General features: G+C 44.8%; 15 protein-coding genes and 1 pseudogene. 9 read left to right on the top strand and 7 right to left on the bottom strand.

Features of this window, described 5'->3' with window-relative positions; all coding sequences use genetic code 11:
• The first annotated feature begins 10 nt into the window (after positions 1-10).
• From BN3261_RS00435 to BN3261_RS00410, 5 genes and pseudogenes are all read left to right on the top strand, one after another.
• A complete protein-coding gene (locus BN3261_RS00435) occupies positions 11-805 on the top strand; it encodes an aminotransferase class IV (protein WP_059085203.1) in 795 nt (264 codons plus the stop codon).
• A gap of 352 nt (positions 806-1157) precedes the next feature.
• Positions 1158-2069, top strand: coding sequence for a 1-phosphofructokinase (pfkB, locus tag BN3261_RS00430; RefSeq protein ID WP_059085202.1), 912 nt, complete (start codon positions 1158-1160; stop codon positions 2067-2069).
• Between the two features lie 44 nt (positions 2070-2113).
• Positions 2114-2984 (top strand): annotated as a pseudogene (locus BN3261_RS00420) (PTS fructose transporter subunit IIBC); the annotation flags it as partial.
• A 39-nt stretch (positions 2985-3023) separates the two neighbouring features.
• Positions 3024-3281: an HPr family phosphocarrier protein gene (locus tag BN3261_RS00415; RefSeq protein WP_015525831.1), complete on the top strand. Its 258-nt coding sequence runs from the start codon at positions 3024-3026 to the stop codon at positions 3279-3281.
• Positions 3282-3352: 71 nt separating this feature from the next.
• Positions 3353-4096 (top strand): DeoR/GlpR family DNA-binding transcription regulator, encoded by a 744-nt coding sequence (locus BN3261_RS00410; RefSeq protein ID WP_059085199.1) that lies wholly within the window; start codon positions 3353-3355, stop codon positions 4094-4096.
• 73 nt (positions 4097-4169) lie between these two features.
• Here the strand turns inward: BN3261_RS00410 and BN3261_RS00405 are convergent, their stop codons facing one another.
• Complete coding sequence (locus BN3261_RS00405; RefSeq protein WP_015525832.1) at positions 4170-4424, bottom strand: hypothetical protein; 255 nt, start codon at positions 4422-4424, stop codon at positions 4170-4172.
• A 135-nt stretch (positions 4425-4559) separates the two neighbouring features.
• Here BN3261_RS00405 and BN3261_RS00400 point away from each other — a divergent pair, with 135 nt between their 5' ends.
• From BN3261_RS00400 to BN3261_RS00385, 4 genes are all read left to right on the top strand, one after another.
• Complete coding sequence (locus BN3261_RS00400) at positions 4560-5426, top strand: GGDEF domain-containing protein (RefSeq protein ID WP_059085198.1); 867 nt, start codon at positions 4560-4562, stop codon at positions 5424-5426.
• Positions 5427-5513: 87 nt separating this feature from the next.
• Positions 5514-6203: a tRNA (N6-threonylcarbamoyladenosine(37)-N6)-methyltransferase TrmO gene (tsaA, locus tag BN3261_RS00395; RefSeq protein ID WP_059085197.1), complete on the top strand. Its 690-nt coding sequence runs from the start codon at positions 5514-5516 to the stop codon at positions 6201-6203.
• A gap of 143 nt (positions 6204-6346) precedes the next feature.
• Positions 6347-6628 (top strand): DUF2325 domain-containing protein, encoded by a 282-nt coding sequence (locus tag BN3261_RS00390; RefSeq protein ID WP_015525835.1) that lies wholly within the window; start codon positions 6347-6349, stop codon positions 6626-6628.
• 182 nt (positions 6629-6810) lie between these two features.
• On the top strand, positions 6811-8130 hold the full coding sequence (locus BN3261_RS00385; protein WP_015525836.1) for an aspartate kinase: 1320 nt from the start codon (positions 6811-6813) through the stop codon (positions 8128-8130).
• A 378-nt stretch (positions 8131-8508) separates the two neighbouring features.
• On the opposite strand, the gene BN3261_RS00380 is transcribed toward BN3261_RS00385, so the two are convergent.
• From BN3261_RS00380 to BN3261_RS00355, 6 genes are all read right to left on the bottom strand, one after another.
• On the bottom strand, positions 8509-8775 hold the full coding sequence (locus BN3261_RS00380; protein ID WP_059085196.1) for a hypothetical protein: 267 nt from the start codon (positions 8773-8775) through the stop codon (positions 8509-8511).
• Positions 8776-8894: 119 nt separating this feature from the next.
• Positions 8895-10316 carry a CAP domain-containing protein gene (locus BN3261_RS00375; RefSeq protein ID WP_059085195.1) on the bottom strand — a complete coding sequence of 474 codons (1422 nt, stop codon included), beginning with the start codon at positions 10314-10316 and terminating at the stop codon, positions 8895-8897.
• Positions 10317-10434: 118 nt separating this feature from the next.
• The gene (locus tag BN3261_RS00370) at positions 10435-11877 is read right to left on the bottom strand and encodes a CAP domain-containing protein (protein ID WP_059085194.1); all 1443 of its coding nucleotides are present in this window, start codon (positions 11875-11877) and stop codon (positions 10435-10437) included.
• Between the two features lie 123 nt (positions 11878-12000).
• The gene (locus BN3261_RS00365) at positions 12001-13455 is read right to left on the bottom strand and encodes a CAP domain-containing protein (protein ID WP_059085193.1); all 1455 of its coding nucleotides are present in this window, start codon (positions 13453-13455) and stop codon (positions 12001-12003) included.
• Positions 13456-13575: 120 nt separating this feature from the next.
• Positions 13576-15045: a CAP domain-containing protein gene (locus BN3261_RS00360; protein WP_059085192.1), complete on the bottom strand. Its 1470-nt coding sequence runs from the start codon at positions 15043-15045 to the stop codon at positions 13576-13578.
• A 123-nt stretch (positions 15046-15168) separates the two neighbouring features.
• On the bottom strand, positions 15169-16593 hold the full coding sequence (locus BN3261_RS00355; RefSeq protein ID WP_059085191.1) for a CAP domain-containing protein: 1425 nt from the start codon (positions 16591-16593) through the stop codon (positions 15169-15171).
• Positions 16594-16733 lie beyond the last annotated feature (140 nt).

The raw sequence follows: 16733 nt of genomic DNA, 5'->3' as shown, positions 1-16733 counted from the left end.
AGGTCAGAGGATGAACAACATAATCTTAGACGAATGCTTTCAGTTCGGTCTGGGAGCATTTGAGACCATAGGAATAGAAAAGGGAACCCCCATACTTCTGGAAAAGCATCTGAAAAGACTGGAACGGGCGGCAGATTTCCTGAAGCTGGGTGATCCGGCAGTACGTGGGATCACAGCCGGGAGAATCGAAGAATATCTGGAAGAACAAAAAAAAAGCCCGGAGGTGCAGAAAGAATTTGACGGACTGGAACACTGTGCGCTGAAGCTTATGCTTACAAAGGAAAATGCAGTGTATTCTCTTCGTGCCAATCATTATACGCCGGAGAATTATGAAAAAGGCTTTACCATGGATGTCAGCAAGGTAAAACGAAATGAAACATCACCTCTTGTATATCACAAAACCATGAATTACGGAGATTGTATTCTGGAAAAACGTAATGCTACAGCAGCAGGAATGGATGAACGGTTGTTTCTGAATACAAAGAAACAGATATCGGAAGGGACAGTAAGTAATGTATTCTTTGTGCGAAAAGGCGTGATCTATACACCAAAAGTCAGCTGCGGACTTCTTCCGGGAATCCTCCGTGAATATCTCTGTGACACGGAAGCGGTGGAAGAAACCTATATCTATGTTCCGGATCTTAAAGGGTATCAGGAATGTTTTGTCACAAATTCCCTGATGGGAATCATGCCGGTGCGTCAGATCGGAGGAATCCGGTTTGAGGAAGACAAAGTGACAAGGGAGCTGATGAGAAGATATCGGAAGATGGTCAGAGATACTGCGAATAAGAAACAAACCAGATAAATGTTATTGCGAAACTATCACATTCAGAAAAGGTGATGGAATGTGAAGATCCGGCTTTCCGGGAAATGTACCTGAGGATGGAGGTAATATAAACAGGAATTTGGAATGGTACATAGATTTATAACGGAATTTGAATGAAAGTGACCAATACAGTCAGGGATAAACGTGCATTAACCAGGGAAAGCTAAGGTTGATGCACGTTTTTTGTGCAAACTCAACCAAAAACGTTCATGAATTTTGTGGAGTAATTTGATTGACTTTGAATGAATTTGGAAGTATACTGAGTTCAATAAATGAAAAACAACAAAAAGCGGTCAAAAACCGCAGGATAAAAGATATGGGAGGAGAAAAAATGATCTGCACAGTTACTTTTAATCCGTCTCTGGACTATATCGTTTCCGTGGAGGATTTTAAACTCGGACTTACCAACCGGACAAGCTCTGAGCTGATGCTTCCGGGCGGAAAGGGAATCAACGTTTCCACCGTGCTGATGAATCTTGGAATCGAGAATACAGCACTTGGTTTCATGGCAGGATTCGTCGGAGATGAGATTGTAAGAAAGCTTGAGGAGATGGGAGTGAGATCTGATTTTATCAGGATCCCGGAAGGCGTTTCAAGGATCAACCTGAAGCTGAAATCTATTGATGGAACTGAGATCAACGGAATGGGACCGGAGATCAGCGCTGAAAAGGTTCAGGAGCTGATGAAGAAGCTTGACACACTGAAAGAGGGAGATGTGCTTTTTCTGGCAGGAAGTATTCCCTCATCTATGCCGGATGATATGTATGAGAAGATCATGGCGAGACTGGACGGAAAAGGCGTGATGATCGTTGTGGATGCAACGAGAGATCTTCTTGTAAATGTCCTGAAGTATCATCCGTTCCTGGTGAAGCCCAATAACCATGAGCTTGGAGAAATCTTCGGCGTAGAGCTTAAGAACCGTCGGGATGTGATCCCTTACGGAAAGAAGCTCCAGGAAAAAGGAGCCAGAAACGTGCTGATCTCAATGGCCGGTGAGGGAGCTGTCCTGGTAGCGGAGAACGGTCAGGTGTTTGAGAAACCGGCGCCGAAAGGAACACTGGTAAACGGCGTAGGAGCCGGAGATTCCATGGTAGCAGGCTTTATGGCAGGCTGGATGGAAAAACAGGATCACGAATATGCATTCCATATGGGGATTTCCGCAGGAAGCGCAAGTGCATTTTCTGAAAATCTTGCCACAAGGGAAGAGGTTCAGGCAGTATATGAACAGGTAACAGAGGGGTAAAGATGATGCGGTAAATGAGCCGGTTACCCTTCTTTTCCTGATCGCCCACAGGTATTGCCCACACCTACATGGCAGCAGAGGGACTGGAAAAAGCATCGAAGGCGAAAGACTGTTTTATTAAAATAGAGACACGAGGCTCCGGTGGAGCAAAAATGTACTTACGGATCAGGAGATCCGGGAGGCAGACTGCATCATTGTAGCTGCAGATGCCAAGGTTCCCATGGATCGTTTCGATGGAAAGAAAGTCATCGAATGTCAGGTTTCGGATGGAATCAGCAAAGCGGACCAATAGCGCCTGTACTGATCTATCCGGTTGTTGGTGTCCTTCTTATGGGACTCTGTATGACCTTCGTTGTAGAGCCGATCATGGGCGGTATCAATACAGGATTAAATAATGCCTTGACAGGCATGGGAAATTCAAGTAAAGTAATTTTAGGGTTGGTTCTTGGTGGTATGATGGCCATTGATATGGGCGGCCCGTTCAACAAAGCAGCATATGTATTTGGTACAGCAGCTATTGCGGCAGGCAACTATGACATTATGGCAGCAGTTATGGTGGGAGGTATGACTCCTCCGTGTGCCATCGCACTCGCATCCCTGCTGTTTAAAGACAAATTTACAAAAGAAGAGCGTGAGGCAGGACCGACCAACTTTATTATGGGACTTGCATTTATCACAGAAGGTGCGATTCCTTTTGCGGCATCTGACCCGGTCCATGTACTTCCGTCCTGTATCGTCGGTTCCGCAGCAGCTGGAGCGATTTCCATGTTCTTCAACTGTACACTGATGGCACCACATGGCGGAATCTTCGTATTCCCGGTTGTAGGTAATGCAATGATGTATCTGGTCGCACTGGTTGTGGGAACTCTGATCTCAGCTGTACTTCTCGGGGTACTGAAGAAAAAAGTTGCTTAAATTTTTTAAAATTAAAATAAAAAACTGGAGGATAAAGAAATGAAAGAATTCAAGTATGTAGTAACAGATAACGAAGGAATCCATGCACGTCCGGCCGGAGAGCTTGTGAAGCTTGTAAAAGGTTTCGAGTCCAAGATCACTATCGAGAAGGACGGCAAGACTGTAGAGTGCAGAAAGCTTCTTGCACTTATGGGACTTGGCGTAAAGAAGGGACATGAGGTTACCTTTACATTCGATGGTGCAGATGAGGATGCAGCATACGAGGCAGTAAGCAAATTCATGCAGGAGAACCTGTAATCTCAGAATGAGTGAACAGAAGGCATCCCGGTCCGGTCGATCGGGATGTCTTTTTTGAAGGAGGAAAAGGAATGCTGACGGAGCAGAGATACGAGATCATACTCGGCCTTCTCAGAGAAAAAAACAGTGTTACGGTAACAGAACTGAAAGATATCCTGGATGCATCGGAATCTACGGTCCGCAGAGACATCACGGCGCTTTACAAGGCGGGGAAGCTGACCAGGGTTTTTGGCGGTGCGGTGGCACTGGAACATACTGTCAATGCCTATGAGCCTACCGTAGCCCAGAAAGTTGAACTGAATGTTGAAGAAAAAAAGAAGATCGCAGCCTATGCGGCAGCTCTGATCCGTCCGGAAGATTTTGTGTATCTGGATGCGGGAACGACTACCGGATATATGCTGGAGCATCTGGAAGGCTCCGGGGCGACTTTTGTCACCAATGGTGTTTCCCATGCCAGGGCTCTGGCTCAGATGGGAGTCCGTGTGCTGCTGATCGGCGGAGAACTGAAGGGATCTACGGAAGCTGTGATCGGAAGTCAGGCCATGCAGATGTTGAAGAATTATCATTTTACAAAGGGCTTTTTTGGGACCAACGGGATGACTCAGAGAGAAGGCTTTACCACGCCGGAATCCAATGAGGCACTGGTAAAGCGAACAGCCATGGAGCAGTGTCTGGAAAAGTACGTAGTGTCTGACAGCTCCAAATTCGGACAGATCAGTGCGGTGACGTTCTTTTCATTTGACGGAGCGGTGATCCTGACGGAAAGCTGTTCCAAAGAATATAAAGATTGCAGAAATATACAGATCATATCATAGAAAGATCACAAAAAAACCGGTTTGGAAGAAAAAATTCTTCGTAAACCGGTTTTTTGTTTGTTGAGGATCTGTTTCATGCTTCCCTGGAGATCATGGCTTCCAGATCTTCTACGGAAATGTCTTTTTTGTGCATCAGCTTGAGCAGACGTTTCAGTTCGGCAGCTTCCTTTGCCTTTTTTTCAGCTTTGCGGATCTCATCCAGCTGAGCTGCCAGTGCAGTTTTTTCATCCTCCAGCGCTGCTATCTTTTCGGTGCAGGCAGCAATCTTGGAATCTACTTTGGAAATTTTCTCATTGAGTACTTCTATCTTTGTACGTCTCTGTGCCATATGAAACCTCCTGATAAAAATATTACTTCTTATACACTATACAATAGCATAAACGACGATGAAATACAATTGTGAATTGATGCGCAATGTGTTATCATGAATGTATATAATATTTCAGAAACGCAGGAAAATACTATGGATAAAGATAAGGGTGTATTTATGACTGCCCGGGAAGTAAATATGGAAATAGAAATGCTGAAGACGGTTTTTGACATTGTAAGACTGGTGGATGTCGGCCGTACAGCTCCGGTAAATATTGGCGCAGACGATTGCTCTTATGAAGCAGAACATAAATGCTTTGCAGTGTGGAATAAAGGCAGAAGATGTGAGAACTGTATTTCTGCCAAAGTTTTTGCCCGTAAAAACAAAATGACGAAATTTGAGTTCGTCAATGATGACATTTACCAGGTGATCGCCAAATATGTGGTTATAGACGGGACACCTCTTGTCATGGAAATGGTCTTTAAAATGACGGATAAGATCTTTCTGGGAGCTTATGGAAGCGGATCTCTGATCGATAAGATCAGCAGATTCAACCGGGAATTATATGAAGATCCGCTGACTGGTGCCAGAAACCGGAGATATTTTGAGGAACAGCTGAAATCCCTGGATAAGATGGGGGCTATAGCTATGATCGACGTGGACAATTTTAAACAGATCAATGACAGCTATGGCCATGTAGCTGGAGATGCGGCGCTTTGTACCATTGTCAGAATGATTTTTGAGCATGTGCGGGCAGATGACGTGGTACTGCGTTATGGAGGAGACGAATTTCTTCTGATGTTTGAAGAAATCCCGGAACAGGTATTTCAGCAGAAGATGGAAGATATCCGGGAAGAGATCGCAATGGCAGATGTGCCGGAATACAAAGAAATCCGGCTTTCCATGAGCGTGGGAGGTGTATATGGAAGCTGTAAGGTCAGAGATGGAGTGATGGAAGCGGACAGGCTTCTCTATCAGGCCAAGCGGCAAAAAAACTGTGTTGCCTACAAGAGGATCTGACGGAAATGACATGACAGTCATTGAAAGCAGAATTATGTAACAGGCGCATGAGGTGTATATCTGGCAAGTGAAAGGGAGAATAGGGATATGAAGATAATCGCAAGGATCAGAAGTGATTTTCCGACAAAATTCGGAATCCCGCGTCAGAGCGGTCGAGTGGAAGAACTGACAGCCTGTATTGTTTTTGAACCGGAATACCGGGTACGTGAAGCAGTAAAGGGACTGGAAGATTTTTCGCATATCTGGCTGCTGTGGGAGTTTTCACAGTCAATCCGTGAGAGCTGGTCCCCTACAGTACGTCCGCCACGCCTGGGCGGAAATGAAAGGATGGGCGTATTTGCCACCAGATCGCCCTTCCGTCCCAATCCTGTAGGCTTATCCTGTGTGAAGCTTGAAAAGATCGATCTGGAAAGCAAAGAAGCTCCTGTACTGATCGTATCCGGTGCGGACCTGATGGATGGAACCCCTATCTATGATATTAAGCCATATCTGCCTGCGGCAGACTGCCATCCGGAAGCGCTAGGCGGCTTTGCGACGAAGGTGGAGCAGCATTTTCTGCAGGTAGAGATCCCGGAAGAATGGAAGGCAAGGATTCCGGAGGATAAGCTTACTGCGTTGGAAGGCGTGCTCAGAGAGGATCCGAGGCCTGCCTACCAGAAAGATCCGGAGAGGATATACGGAATGCCTTTTGCAGGAATGGATGTTCATTTTCAGGTAAAAAACGGCATACTTACAGTATGTGAGATCACAGGATATAAAAAATCAGACAGAATTTAAAATTACCTTTGACAAACTTTTTGTGAGATGGTATTATAATAAAAGAGTTAGCAAGTGCTAACTCAATATTTTAAAAGTGAAGTTAGTTTAAAATAACCTTGAAACAGTCATATAAAAGTTCAGAGATCAAAGGAGAGTGAATTATGAGCGTTGTAATTGTAGGCGGAAATGAAAGAATGGTATGTCAGTATGAGGATATCTGCAAAGGCTTCGGATGCAAGGCGAAAGTTTTTGCCAAGGAAAAAGGAGCCATGAAGAAAAAGATCGGGGTGCCGGATCTGATGATCCTGTTCACCAGTACCGTTTCCCACAAAATGGTAAACTGCGCAGTAGAAGAAGCAAAGAAAAAATCCATTCCGGTATGCCGCTGTCACACAAGCAGCGCTGCAGCTCTCGAGAACATTCTGAAGCAGTACTGTGCATAAGAAACAGGTCAGGAGATACTTTTCTCTTGTATAATTTGACTTTTTTTGCAGAAATGTCACGGAAAGGCTTGCAAAATTACAAATTATTCAATAAAATAGCCGTAGGTTTCTGTGGTAAAGCGTTGCAGTGAATGGTGAAAAGGCGGCGCTGGAAGTCGAAATTACAGGTGAGAGGTGTTATCATGAAAAAAGTTGTAAAATTCGGTGGAAGTTCTCTTGCAAATGCGGAGCAGTTCCAGAAAGTGGGCGATATCATCCGCAGTGATGAGAGCCGCCGTTATGTAGTTCCGTCAGCTCCGGGAAAGAGATTTGACGAGGATATCAAAGTGACGGATATGCTTTATGGATGTTATGACGCAGCATCCAAAGGGGAGGATATCACTGAGAAGATCAATGCAATCAAGGCGCGATATTATGAGATCATCAAGGGACTCGGACTGAGCCTTTCTCTTGAGGAGGAGTTCAAGAAGATCGATGAGGATTTCCGTGCACAGGCAGGAATCCAGTATGCGGCATCCAGAGGAGAGTTCCTCAATGGTAAGATCATGGCTGCATATCTTGGATATGATTTTGTGGATGCAGCTTCTGTGATCCGTTTTGATAAAGCTGGTAATCTGGAAGCGGAGGAGACCAATAAACTCCTTTCCAAAAAACTCAGCAAATCCCAGCATGCGGTTATTCCGGGATTTTACGGCGCATGTGCAGATGGCACAGTAAAGACATTTTCCAGAGGTGGTTCTGATGTGACCGGATCTCTGGTTGCAAAGGCTATCCATGCAGATATTTATGAGAACTGGACGGACGTTTCCGGTTTTCTTGTAACAGATCCGCGTATCGTTCACAATCCGGAGCCTATCGAGGCGATCACATACAGAGAGCTTCGTGAGCTTTCCTACATGGGAGCTACTGTTCTTCATGAGGATGCCATTTTCCCGGTTCGTAAAGAGGGAATTCCGATCAATATCCGTAACACAAACAGCCCGGAGGATAAAGGTACTCTGATCGTAGAGAGCACCTGTAAGAAGCCGAAATTTACTATTACCGGTATCGCCGGAAAGAAAGGCTTCTGCTCTATTAATATCGAGAAATCTATGATGAACAGTGAGATCGGGTTCGGACGCAAGGTACTTCAGGTATTTGAAGATCAGGGGATCAGCTTTGAGCATGTACCATCCGGAATCGATACTATGACTGTATATGTTCATCAGGACGAATTTGAGGAGAAAGAGCAGCAGGTTATCGCAGGTATCCACCGTCTGGTGCAGCCTGATTTTGTGGAGATGGAATCTGACCTTGCACTGATCGCAGTTGTTGGTCGTGGAATGAAATCCCAGAGAGGCACTGCAGGAAGGATCTTCTCTGCTCTTGCCCATGCAAATGTAAACGTAAAAATGATCGACCAGGGTTCCAGTGAGCTGAATATCATCATCGGTGTAGAGAATCGTGATTTCGAAAAAGCAGTCAGAGCAATCTACGATATTTTTGTTCTGACACGGATATAAACAAAATCCGGAAACGGATTTTGTTTATGAGGAAGTAGCGAAGCGGATTCCGAATATCCGATTTATATAAATCCGGAAACGGATTCCGAATATCCGATTTATTTAAAACCGCCGCAGTACGTGTAACATACCGTCCTGCGGCGGATTTTTTTGGAAAAAATCCAAGATTTATCTAAAAATAATACAATCAAATTCAACAGGATTTCCAAAGGAAAGACAAAGATATTGTACATTGTGTCGAAACCCCAAAATCGCTTGAAATAAGGCTCTCTGCGTCCTCAAAATTCGACTGGCAACAGTTTGGCAACACCCCCTGTTGCATGTAAGAAATGTCAAAAAGAGACAGTGCCAATAGTCAGCAGTAATTGGTGCTGTCTTTCAATCTGTGGAAAGACATGCGGAAAAAGAAGAGGTGGGGAAGATAAAAGAGGTGATATAGAAAAGTTGGAAGTTCCATGTGACCGTTGCGGAATTCTTGGTAGCGGTCACTTTCGTAATCGCCGGTCTTGCGGGCGTTCGCTTGGAAGCCGCCGGGGTGGTGGACTGAAAGACTGCCGGGGCAATCAGTGTGATGGCCAGCAGGACGGCAAGCAGACCATTGAGCAGCCGGGTCTTGTTTGGTCCCTCTATCACATTTTTTTTCACAAAGATTCTCCCTCCTTGTATTTTTTTGCTTATATATATTTTACAACAGATATATATGGTTTGCAAAAAAGAGAACAACGCACCACCGCGAGGTGGTGCGTTTGTGCGATATAAACTAGTTAAGATGGATTTTCTATCCAATTGGCTTTTAGAGTTTTTGTTTCTGACATATGAATTTCCGTTGTTTGTTTCGTTTCATAGCCATCATCGTAAACAGTTGTCCACTTATCGAATCTGCTGCCATCATTTTCTGGTTTTGAGATATTATCAATTGATAGCGTCATCCCCGCCGGAACCTGCATCGTATATTTTTCAACTCCGCCCTTATCGGGGAATATCCCGCCATTTGCGTCAACGGTCAACGTAAATTTCTGGTCAGGGTTTTTGGCAAAAATCTGCACCCAGTAGATGACTCCGTCTTTTTTGTAACAGCCGGCACCCATGTGTGTGGCTCTTGAATCAATCATTGTGACGTAATGGCCCTGGCTGTTTACCCATCCATCGACAACGCCTTTTGGGGTTAAAAAGCCGACAGCAATATTTTCGCCCAGAATATTTCCTGCTCCTGACTCATAATAAGCGGTACTGCATATCTCTCCATTTGGGCGATGATGTCCATATTTTATTGCACATTCCTTCGCCCTTACCGCCGCTCCTTTATCAAGCGCTGCATTCTCCTGCACCGAATTTTCCCCGGCTTTTTGTCTCTCAATGTTCGTCAATCGTATGACTTCCTTAATGAATTTCTCTGTATTGAGCGGGGTTTCTGTCGGCTTCGGTGTTGCTGTCGGCTCAACTGTCGGGGCTGCGGTTGGCGTTGCAACCGGTCTCTCTGGAATGACAACCTGCATTCCTGCTTTGTTATAACTGCCGTAAGTCTTAAACGTCTTATTATAGCCCCTTACCATATAGTAGTAAGTTCTTCCGGCTTCAACCGGGTACTTGCCGCTGGACTTGTGGACGTATTTCAGTGTCTTTGCGCTGACGTTCGCAATCCTGGTCCACTTTGTGGTGTCAGCGGAGCGGTAGTAAACCAGGTAGTTCGTAGCATTGGAGGCCTTACTCCAGATTACGGTTGTCTGGCTGTATCCGTTTGGCTTCGCGCTAGCCTTTACGGTAGACGGCACGGCCGGAATAGTTACGGTCTTACCTTTCTTGTCGTAAGAACTCCATTTCTTTCCATATTTATTGTACGCTCGTACTGTGTAGGTATACTTTTTGCCACCCTTGAGCAGGTACTTTCTGGAAGATTTATGCGTATACTTCAGATTTTTACTGCTGACTGTTGCCAGCGTGGTCCACTTCTTCGCGCCAGCCTGTTTATAATAAATACGGTAAGAAGTGGCATACTTGGACTTCTTCCATGTGACAGTTGCAGAGTTTTTGGTAGCAGTCACTTTTGTAATCGCCGGTCTTGCGGGCGTTCGCTTGGAGGCCGCCGGGGTGGTGGACTGAAAGACTGCCGGGGCAATCAGTGTGATGGCCAGCAGGACGGCAATCAGTCCGTTCCGTAGCCGAGTTTTGTTTGGTTTCTCTATCATAAATATTTTCCCTCCTTGTATATTTTTTTGCTTATATATATTTTACAACAGATATATATGGTTTGCAAAAAAATACACACCACCAAGAATAGTGGCGTGTTTCTGTATATTTATATCATTAATCAGATGAATTATTGTCTGTCCAATTGGCTTTCAAGGTTTGAGTTTCATACATTATTATGTAATCTTCAACCCCATATGGTATGTCAGTGCTGTCAACCGCAGTCCACTTTTGGAATTTTGCGTTTAGTTTCTCTGGCTTTGTAATATTCGTCAAAGAAAATTTCATCCCCGCCGGAATCTGCATCGTATATTTCTCAACTCCACCTTTATCAGGGAATGTACCACCGTTTGCGTCAACGGTCAACGTAAACTTCTGGTCCGGGTCTTTGGCGAAAATCTGCACCCAGTAAATGACTCCGTCTTTTTTGTAGCAGCCTACTCCAATGTGAGTAGCACCGCTGTCTGCCATAGTAACATAATGTCCAGGGCTATTTACGACGCCATTGACAAATTCTTTTGGAGTTCTAAACCCTACAGCGATATTTTCCCCACGAATATTTCCAGCACCGGCTTCATGATAAGCAGTGTTTGCATTCGTTCCATCTGGCCTGGTGTGGCTATATTTAACAAGTGCACATTCCTTCGCCCTTACTGCCGCTCCTTTATCAAGTGCTGCATTCTCCTGCACCGAACTTTTCCCGGCTTTCTTTCTCTCGATGTTCGTTAATCGTATAACTTCCTTGATGAATTTCTCTGTATTAAGCGGGGTTTCTGTCGGCTTCGGCGTTGCTGTCGGCTCAACTGTCGGGGCTGCGGTTGGCGTTGCAACCGGTCTCTCTGGAATGACAACCTGCATTCCTGCTTTGTTATAACTGCCGTAAGTCTTAAACGTCTTGTTATAACCTCTTACCATATAGTAGTAAGTTCTTCCGGCTTCAACCGGGTACTTGCGGCTGGACTTGTGAACGTATTTCAGGGTCTTTGAACTGACGTTCGCAATCCTGGTCCACTTTGTGGTGTCAGCGGAGCGGTAATAAACCAGGTAGTTCGTAGCATTGATGGATTTTGTCCAAGTAACAGTAGTCTGCTTATAGTTGTTCGCTTTCACGCGGGTTTTTACAATAGACGGTACGGTCGGAATAGTGACGGTCTTACCTTTCTTGTCGTAAGAACTCCATTTCCTGCCGTACTTGTTGTATGCCCTGACGGTATAGGTATATTTTTTACCACCCTTGAGTGGGTACTTCTTAGAAGATTTGTGAGTGTACTTCAGTTTTTTGCTGCTAATAGTTGCCAGCGTGGTCCACTTCTTCGCACCGGCCTGTTTATAATAAATCCGGTAAGAAGTGGCATACTTGGACTTCTTCCAGGTGACCGTTGCGGAATTCTTGGTTGCGGTCACTTTTGTAATCACCGGTCTTGTGGGCGTTCGCTTGGAAGCCGCCTGGGCCGGACCCTGAAAGACTGCCGGGACAATCAGTGTGATGGCCAGCAGTACAGCAAGCAGGCCATTCCGCAGCCGGCTTTTATTCAGTTTCTGTATTGCATTTTTTATCATAAATATTTCTCCCTCCTTGTATTTTTTTTCTTATATATATTTTACAACATATATATATGGTTTGCAAAAAAAGAGAACAACGCACCGCCGTAAGGTGGTGCGTTTGCGTGACATTGCGATAAATTAATTAGAAGATAAATTTTTTGCCCAATTGGCTTTTAGAGTTAACTTATTAAACATATGTATAACTGATTCGACATCAAATTCAAGTTCATCGGTTTCATCTAACACTGTCCATTTATCGAATCTGCTGCCGTTATTCTCTGGCTTTGAGATATTATCAATTGATAGCGTCATCCCCGCCGGAATCTGCATCGTATATTTTTCAACTCCGCCCTTATCGGGGAATATCCCGCCATTTGCGTCAACGGTCAACGTAAATTTCTGGTCAGGGTTTTTGGCAAAAATCTGCACCCAGTAGATGACTCCGTCTTTTTTGTAACAGCCGGCACCCATGTGTGTGGCTCTTGAATCAATCATTGTGACGTAATGGCCCTGGCTGTTTACCCATCCATCGACAACGCCTTTTGGGGTTAAAAAGCCGACAGCAATATTTTCGCCCAGAATATTTCCTGCTCCTGACTCATAATAAGCGGTACTGCATATCTCTCCATTTGGACGATGATGTCCATATTTTATTGCGCACTCCTTCGCCCTTACCGCTGCTCCTTTATCAAGCGCTGCATTCTCCTGCACCGAATTTTCCCCGGCTTTTTGTCTCTCAATGTTCGTCAATCGTATGACTTCCTTAATGAATTTCTCTGTATTGAGCGGTGTCTCTGTTGGCTTTGGTGTGGCGGTCGGCTTTGGTTTCTGCGTTGGCCGCGGCGTTGCTGTCGGGGTTGCGGTTGGCGTTATAACCGGTCTCTCTGGGATAACAACTTGCATTCCTGCTTTGTTATAACTGCCGTAAGTCTTATATGTCTTGTTATAACCTCTTACCATATAGTAGTAGGTCCTTCCGGCTTCAACCGGGTATCTGTCGTTGGACTTGTGAACATATTTCAGCGTTTTTGCACTGACGTTTGCAATCCTGGTCCACTTTGTGGTGTCAGCGGAGCGGTAGTAAACCAGGTAGTTCGTAGCATTGGAGGCCTTACTCCAGATTACGGTTGTCTGGCTGTATCCATTTGGCTTCGCGTTAGCCTTTACGACAGACGGCACGGCCGGAATAGTTACGGTCTTACCTTTCTTGTCGTAAGAACTCCATTTCTTTCCATACTTATTGTATGCCCGGACTGTGTAAGTAAATTTTTTACCACCCTTGAGCGGATGCTTTCTGGAAGATTTGTGGGTGTACTTCAGATTTTTACTGCTGATAGTTGCCAGCGTGGTCCACTTCTTCGCACCGGCCTGTTTGTAATAAATCCGGTAAGAAGTGGCATACTTGGACTTCTTCCAGGTAACCGTTGCAGAGTTTTTGGTAGCAGTCACTTTTGTAATCACCGGTCTTGTGGGCGTTCGCTTGGAAGCCGCCTGGGCCGGACCCTGAAAGACTGCCGGGGCAATCAGTGTGATGGCCAGCAGGACGGCAATCAGGCCGTTCCGCAGCCGAGTTTTGTTTGGTTTCTCTATCATAAATATTTTTCCCTCCTTGTGTATTTTTTTGCTTATATATATTTTACAACAGATATATATGGTTTGCAAAAAAAATACACACCACCAAGAATAGTGGTGTGTTTCTGTATATTTATATCATTAATCAGATGAATTATTGTCTGTCCAATTGGCTTTCAATAATTTGTTTTCATTCATATGATTCTTTCCCTCACTAATAGAAGGTATTTCGTAGCCGTCATCGTAAATTACAGCCCAACTTGAAAATGTATAACCATCTCGAATTGGCTTTTTGATATTTTTATCTTCAAGTATCATTCCCGCTGGGACCCGTATTGTATATTTTTCAACATTGTTTTTATCCGGAAAATATCCCCCATTGGCATCAATTGTAAGGGTAAATTTCTGGTCTGGATTTTCAGCAAATACTTGCACCCAAAACCCTTTATAATAGCCAACTCCTATATGAGTAGCGCGTTTGTCTATCAGTGTAACTAGATGGCCTTTGCTTTCTTCCCATAATTCGACTGCTCTTTCAGGACTGCTTCCAGTTGTAATATTTTCACCTAAAATATTACCTGCGCCAGCCGCATGGTAAGCTGTGGCATTATTTGTTCCATCTGGTCTTTGATGACTAAATTTTGTGTAAATTTCTTTTGCTCTTACAGCGGCTCCGGCATCCAAAGCCGCGCTTTCTTTGACTGCATTCTTCTCATATTTCTTTCTTACTTTATTTGTTAACCGGATAACTTCTTTTATATCTTTTTTTACCTGTTCCGGGCTTTCTGGGTCAGGAGTAGCAGTAGGTTTTGGAGTAGCCGTCGGCTTCGGTTTCTGTGTCGGCTTCGGTGTTGCTGTCGGCGCAACTGTCGGGGCCGCGGTTGGCGTTACAGCCGGTCTCTCCGGGATGACAACTTGCATTCCTGCTTTGTTATAACTGCCGTAAGTCTTATATGTCTTATTGTATCCCCTTACCATATAGTAGTAAGTCCTTCCGGCTTCCAGCGGATATCTGTCACTGGACTTGTGGACGTATTTCAGTGTCTTTGCGCTGACGTTCGCAATCCTGGTCCACTTGGTGGTGTCAGAAGAGCGGTAGTAAACCAGGTAGTTTGTCGCATTGGAGGCCTTGCTCCAGGTTATGGTTGTCTGGCTGTAGCCGTTTGGCTTCGCGTTGGCTTTTACGGTAGACGGCACAGCCGGAATAGTGACGGTCTTACCTTTCTTGTTATAAGAACTCCATTTCTTTCCATACTTATTGTATGCCCGGACTGTGTAAGTAAATTTTTTACCACCCTTGAGCGGATGCTTTCTGGAAGATTTGTGGGTGTACTTCAGATTTTTACTGCTGATAGTTGCCAGCGTGGTCCACTTCTTCGCACCGGCCTGTTTGTAATAAATCCGGTAAGAAGTGGCATACTTGGACTTCTTCCAGGTAACCGTTGCAGAGTTTTTGGTAGCAGTCACTTTTGTAATCACCGGTCTTGTGGGCGTTCGCTTGGAAGCCGCCTGGGCCGGACCCTGAAAGACTGCCGGGGCAATCAGTGTGATGGCCAGCAGGACGGCAATCAGGCCGTTCCGCAGCCGAGTTTTGTTTGGTTTCTCTATCATAAATATTTTCCCTCCTTGTATATTTTTTTACTTATATATATTTTACAACAGATATATATGGTTTGCAAAAAAAGAAATAACGCACCGCCGTAAGGTGGTGCGTTTGTGTGACATTGCGATAAATTAATTAGATTCAGTCCAATCGGCTCGAAGGGTTTGGTTTTCCGTCATATGGAGTTTTACGTTTTTATATGCGCTTTCTGATATTTCAAATCCATCATCATAAACAGTAGTCCACTTATTAAGTTTGTTATCACTTTTTTGTGGTTTTGATATGTCATCAGTGTACAACGTCATCCCCGCCGGAACCTGCATCGTATATTTTTCAACTCCGCCCTTATCGGGGAATATCCCGCCATTTGCGTCAACGGTCAACGTAAATTTCTGGTCAGGGTTTTTGGCAAAAATCTGCACCCAGTAGATGACTCCGTCTTTTTTGTAACAGCCGGCACCCATGTGTGTGGCTCTTGAATCAATCATTGTGACGTAATGGCCCTGGCTGTTTACCCATCCATCGACAACGCCTTTTGGGGTTAAAAAGCCGACAGCAATATTTTCGCCCAGAATATTTCCTGCTCCTGACTCATAATAAGCGGTACTGCATATCTCTCCATTTGGACGATGATGTCCATATTTTATTGCGCACTCCTTCGCCCTTACCGCCGCTCCTTTATCAAGCGCTGCATTCTCCTGCACCGAATTTTCCCCGGCTTTTTGTCTCTCAATGTTCGTCAATCGTATGACTTCCTTAATGAATTTCTCTGTATTGAGCGGGGTTTCTGTCGGCTTCGGCGTTGCTGTCGGCTCAACTGTCGGGGCTGCGGTTGGCGTTGCAACCGGTCTCTCTGGAATGACAACCTGCATTCCTGCTTTGTTATAACTGCCGTAAGTCTTAAACGTCTTATTATAGCCCCTTACCATATAGTAGTAAGTTCTTCCGGCTTCAACCGGGTACTTGCGGCTGGACTTGTGAACGTATTTCAGGGTCTTTGAACTGACGTTTGCAATCCTGGTCCACTTTGTGGTGTCAGCAGAGCGGTAATACACCAGATAGTTCGTAGCATTGGAGGCCTTGCTCCAGGTCACGGTTGTCTGGCTGTAACCGTTTGGCTTCGCGCTGGCCTTTACGGTAGATGGTATGGCTGGAATAGTTACAGTCTTACCCTTCTTATCGTAAGAACTCCATTTCTTTCCATACTTATTGTACGCTCTAACCGTGTAAGTGTACTTTTTGCCACCCTTGAGCGTTGCTTTCTTGTTTGATGTATGCGTATAACTGGTCTTGCTTGCACTAACATTGGCAAGTGTCTTCCAGGATTTCGCCCCGGCTTCTTTCCAGTAAATACGATACTGTGTTGCGTTGCTTGCCTTTTTCCACTTGATAGTAACCTTGTTGCTGCCGGATGTCGTAACACTGGAGAGTGTGACCTTGCCGGGTGTCCTGGATGCTGCCTGTGCCGGTACTGCTGGAATGAGCAGCATGACAGCAAGAGCCAGGACCAGCAGGCGGGATAAGGCAGAAAACTTTGTCTGGATGTGTCTTAACATACTTTTTCCTCCTTCTGTAGCCATTGATAAGTCTGGTTTCATTTTACTACAGAAATAAGTGTAAAGAAATAAAGATATCAGGAAATCTCTGTTTTTTTGTTCGTTATAAAAAAATAATTTTTATTTTTTACACTGCAAAG

It is taken from the genome of Blautia massiliensis (ex Durand et al. 2017), from assembly GCF_001487165.1.
GTDB classification, from domain to species: domain Bacteria; phylum Bacillota; class Clostridia; order Lachnospirales; family Lachnospiraceae; genus Blautia_A; species Blautia_A fusiformis.
Note: the sequence above shows the minus strand (reverse complement) of the source record. Positions and strands in the feature narration are given on the sequence as shown.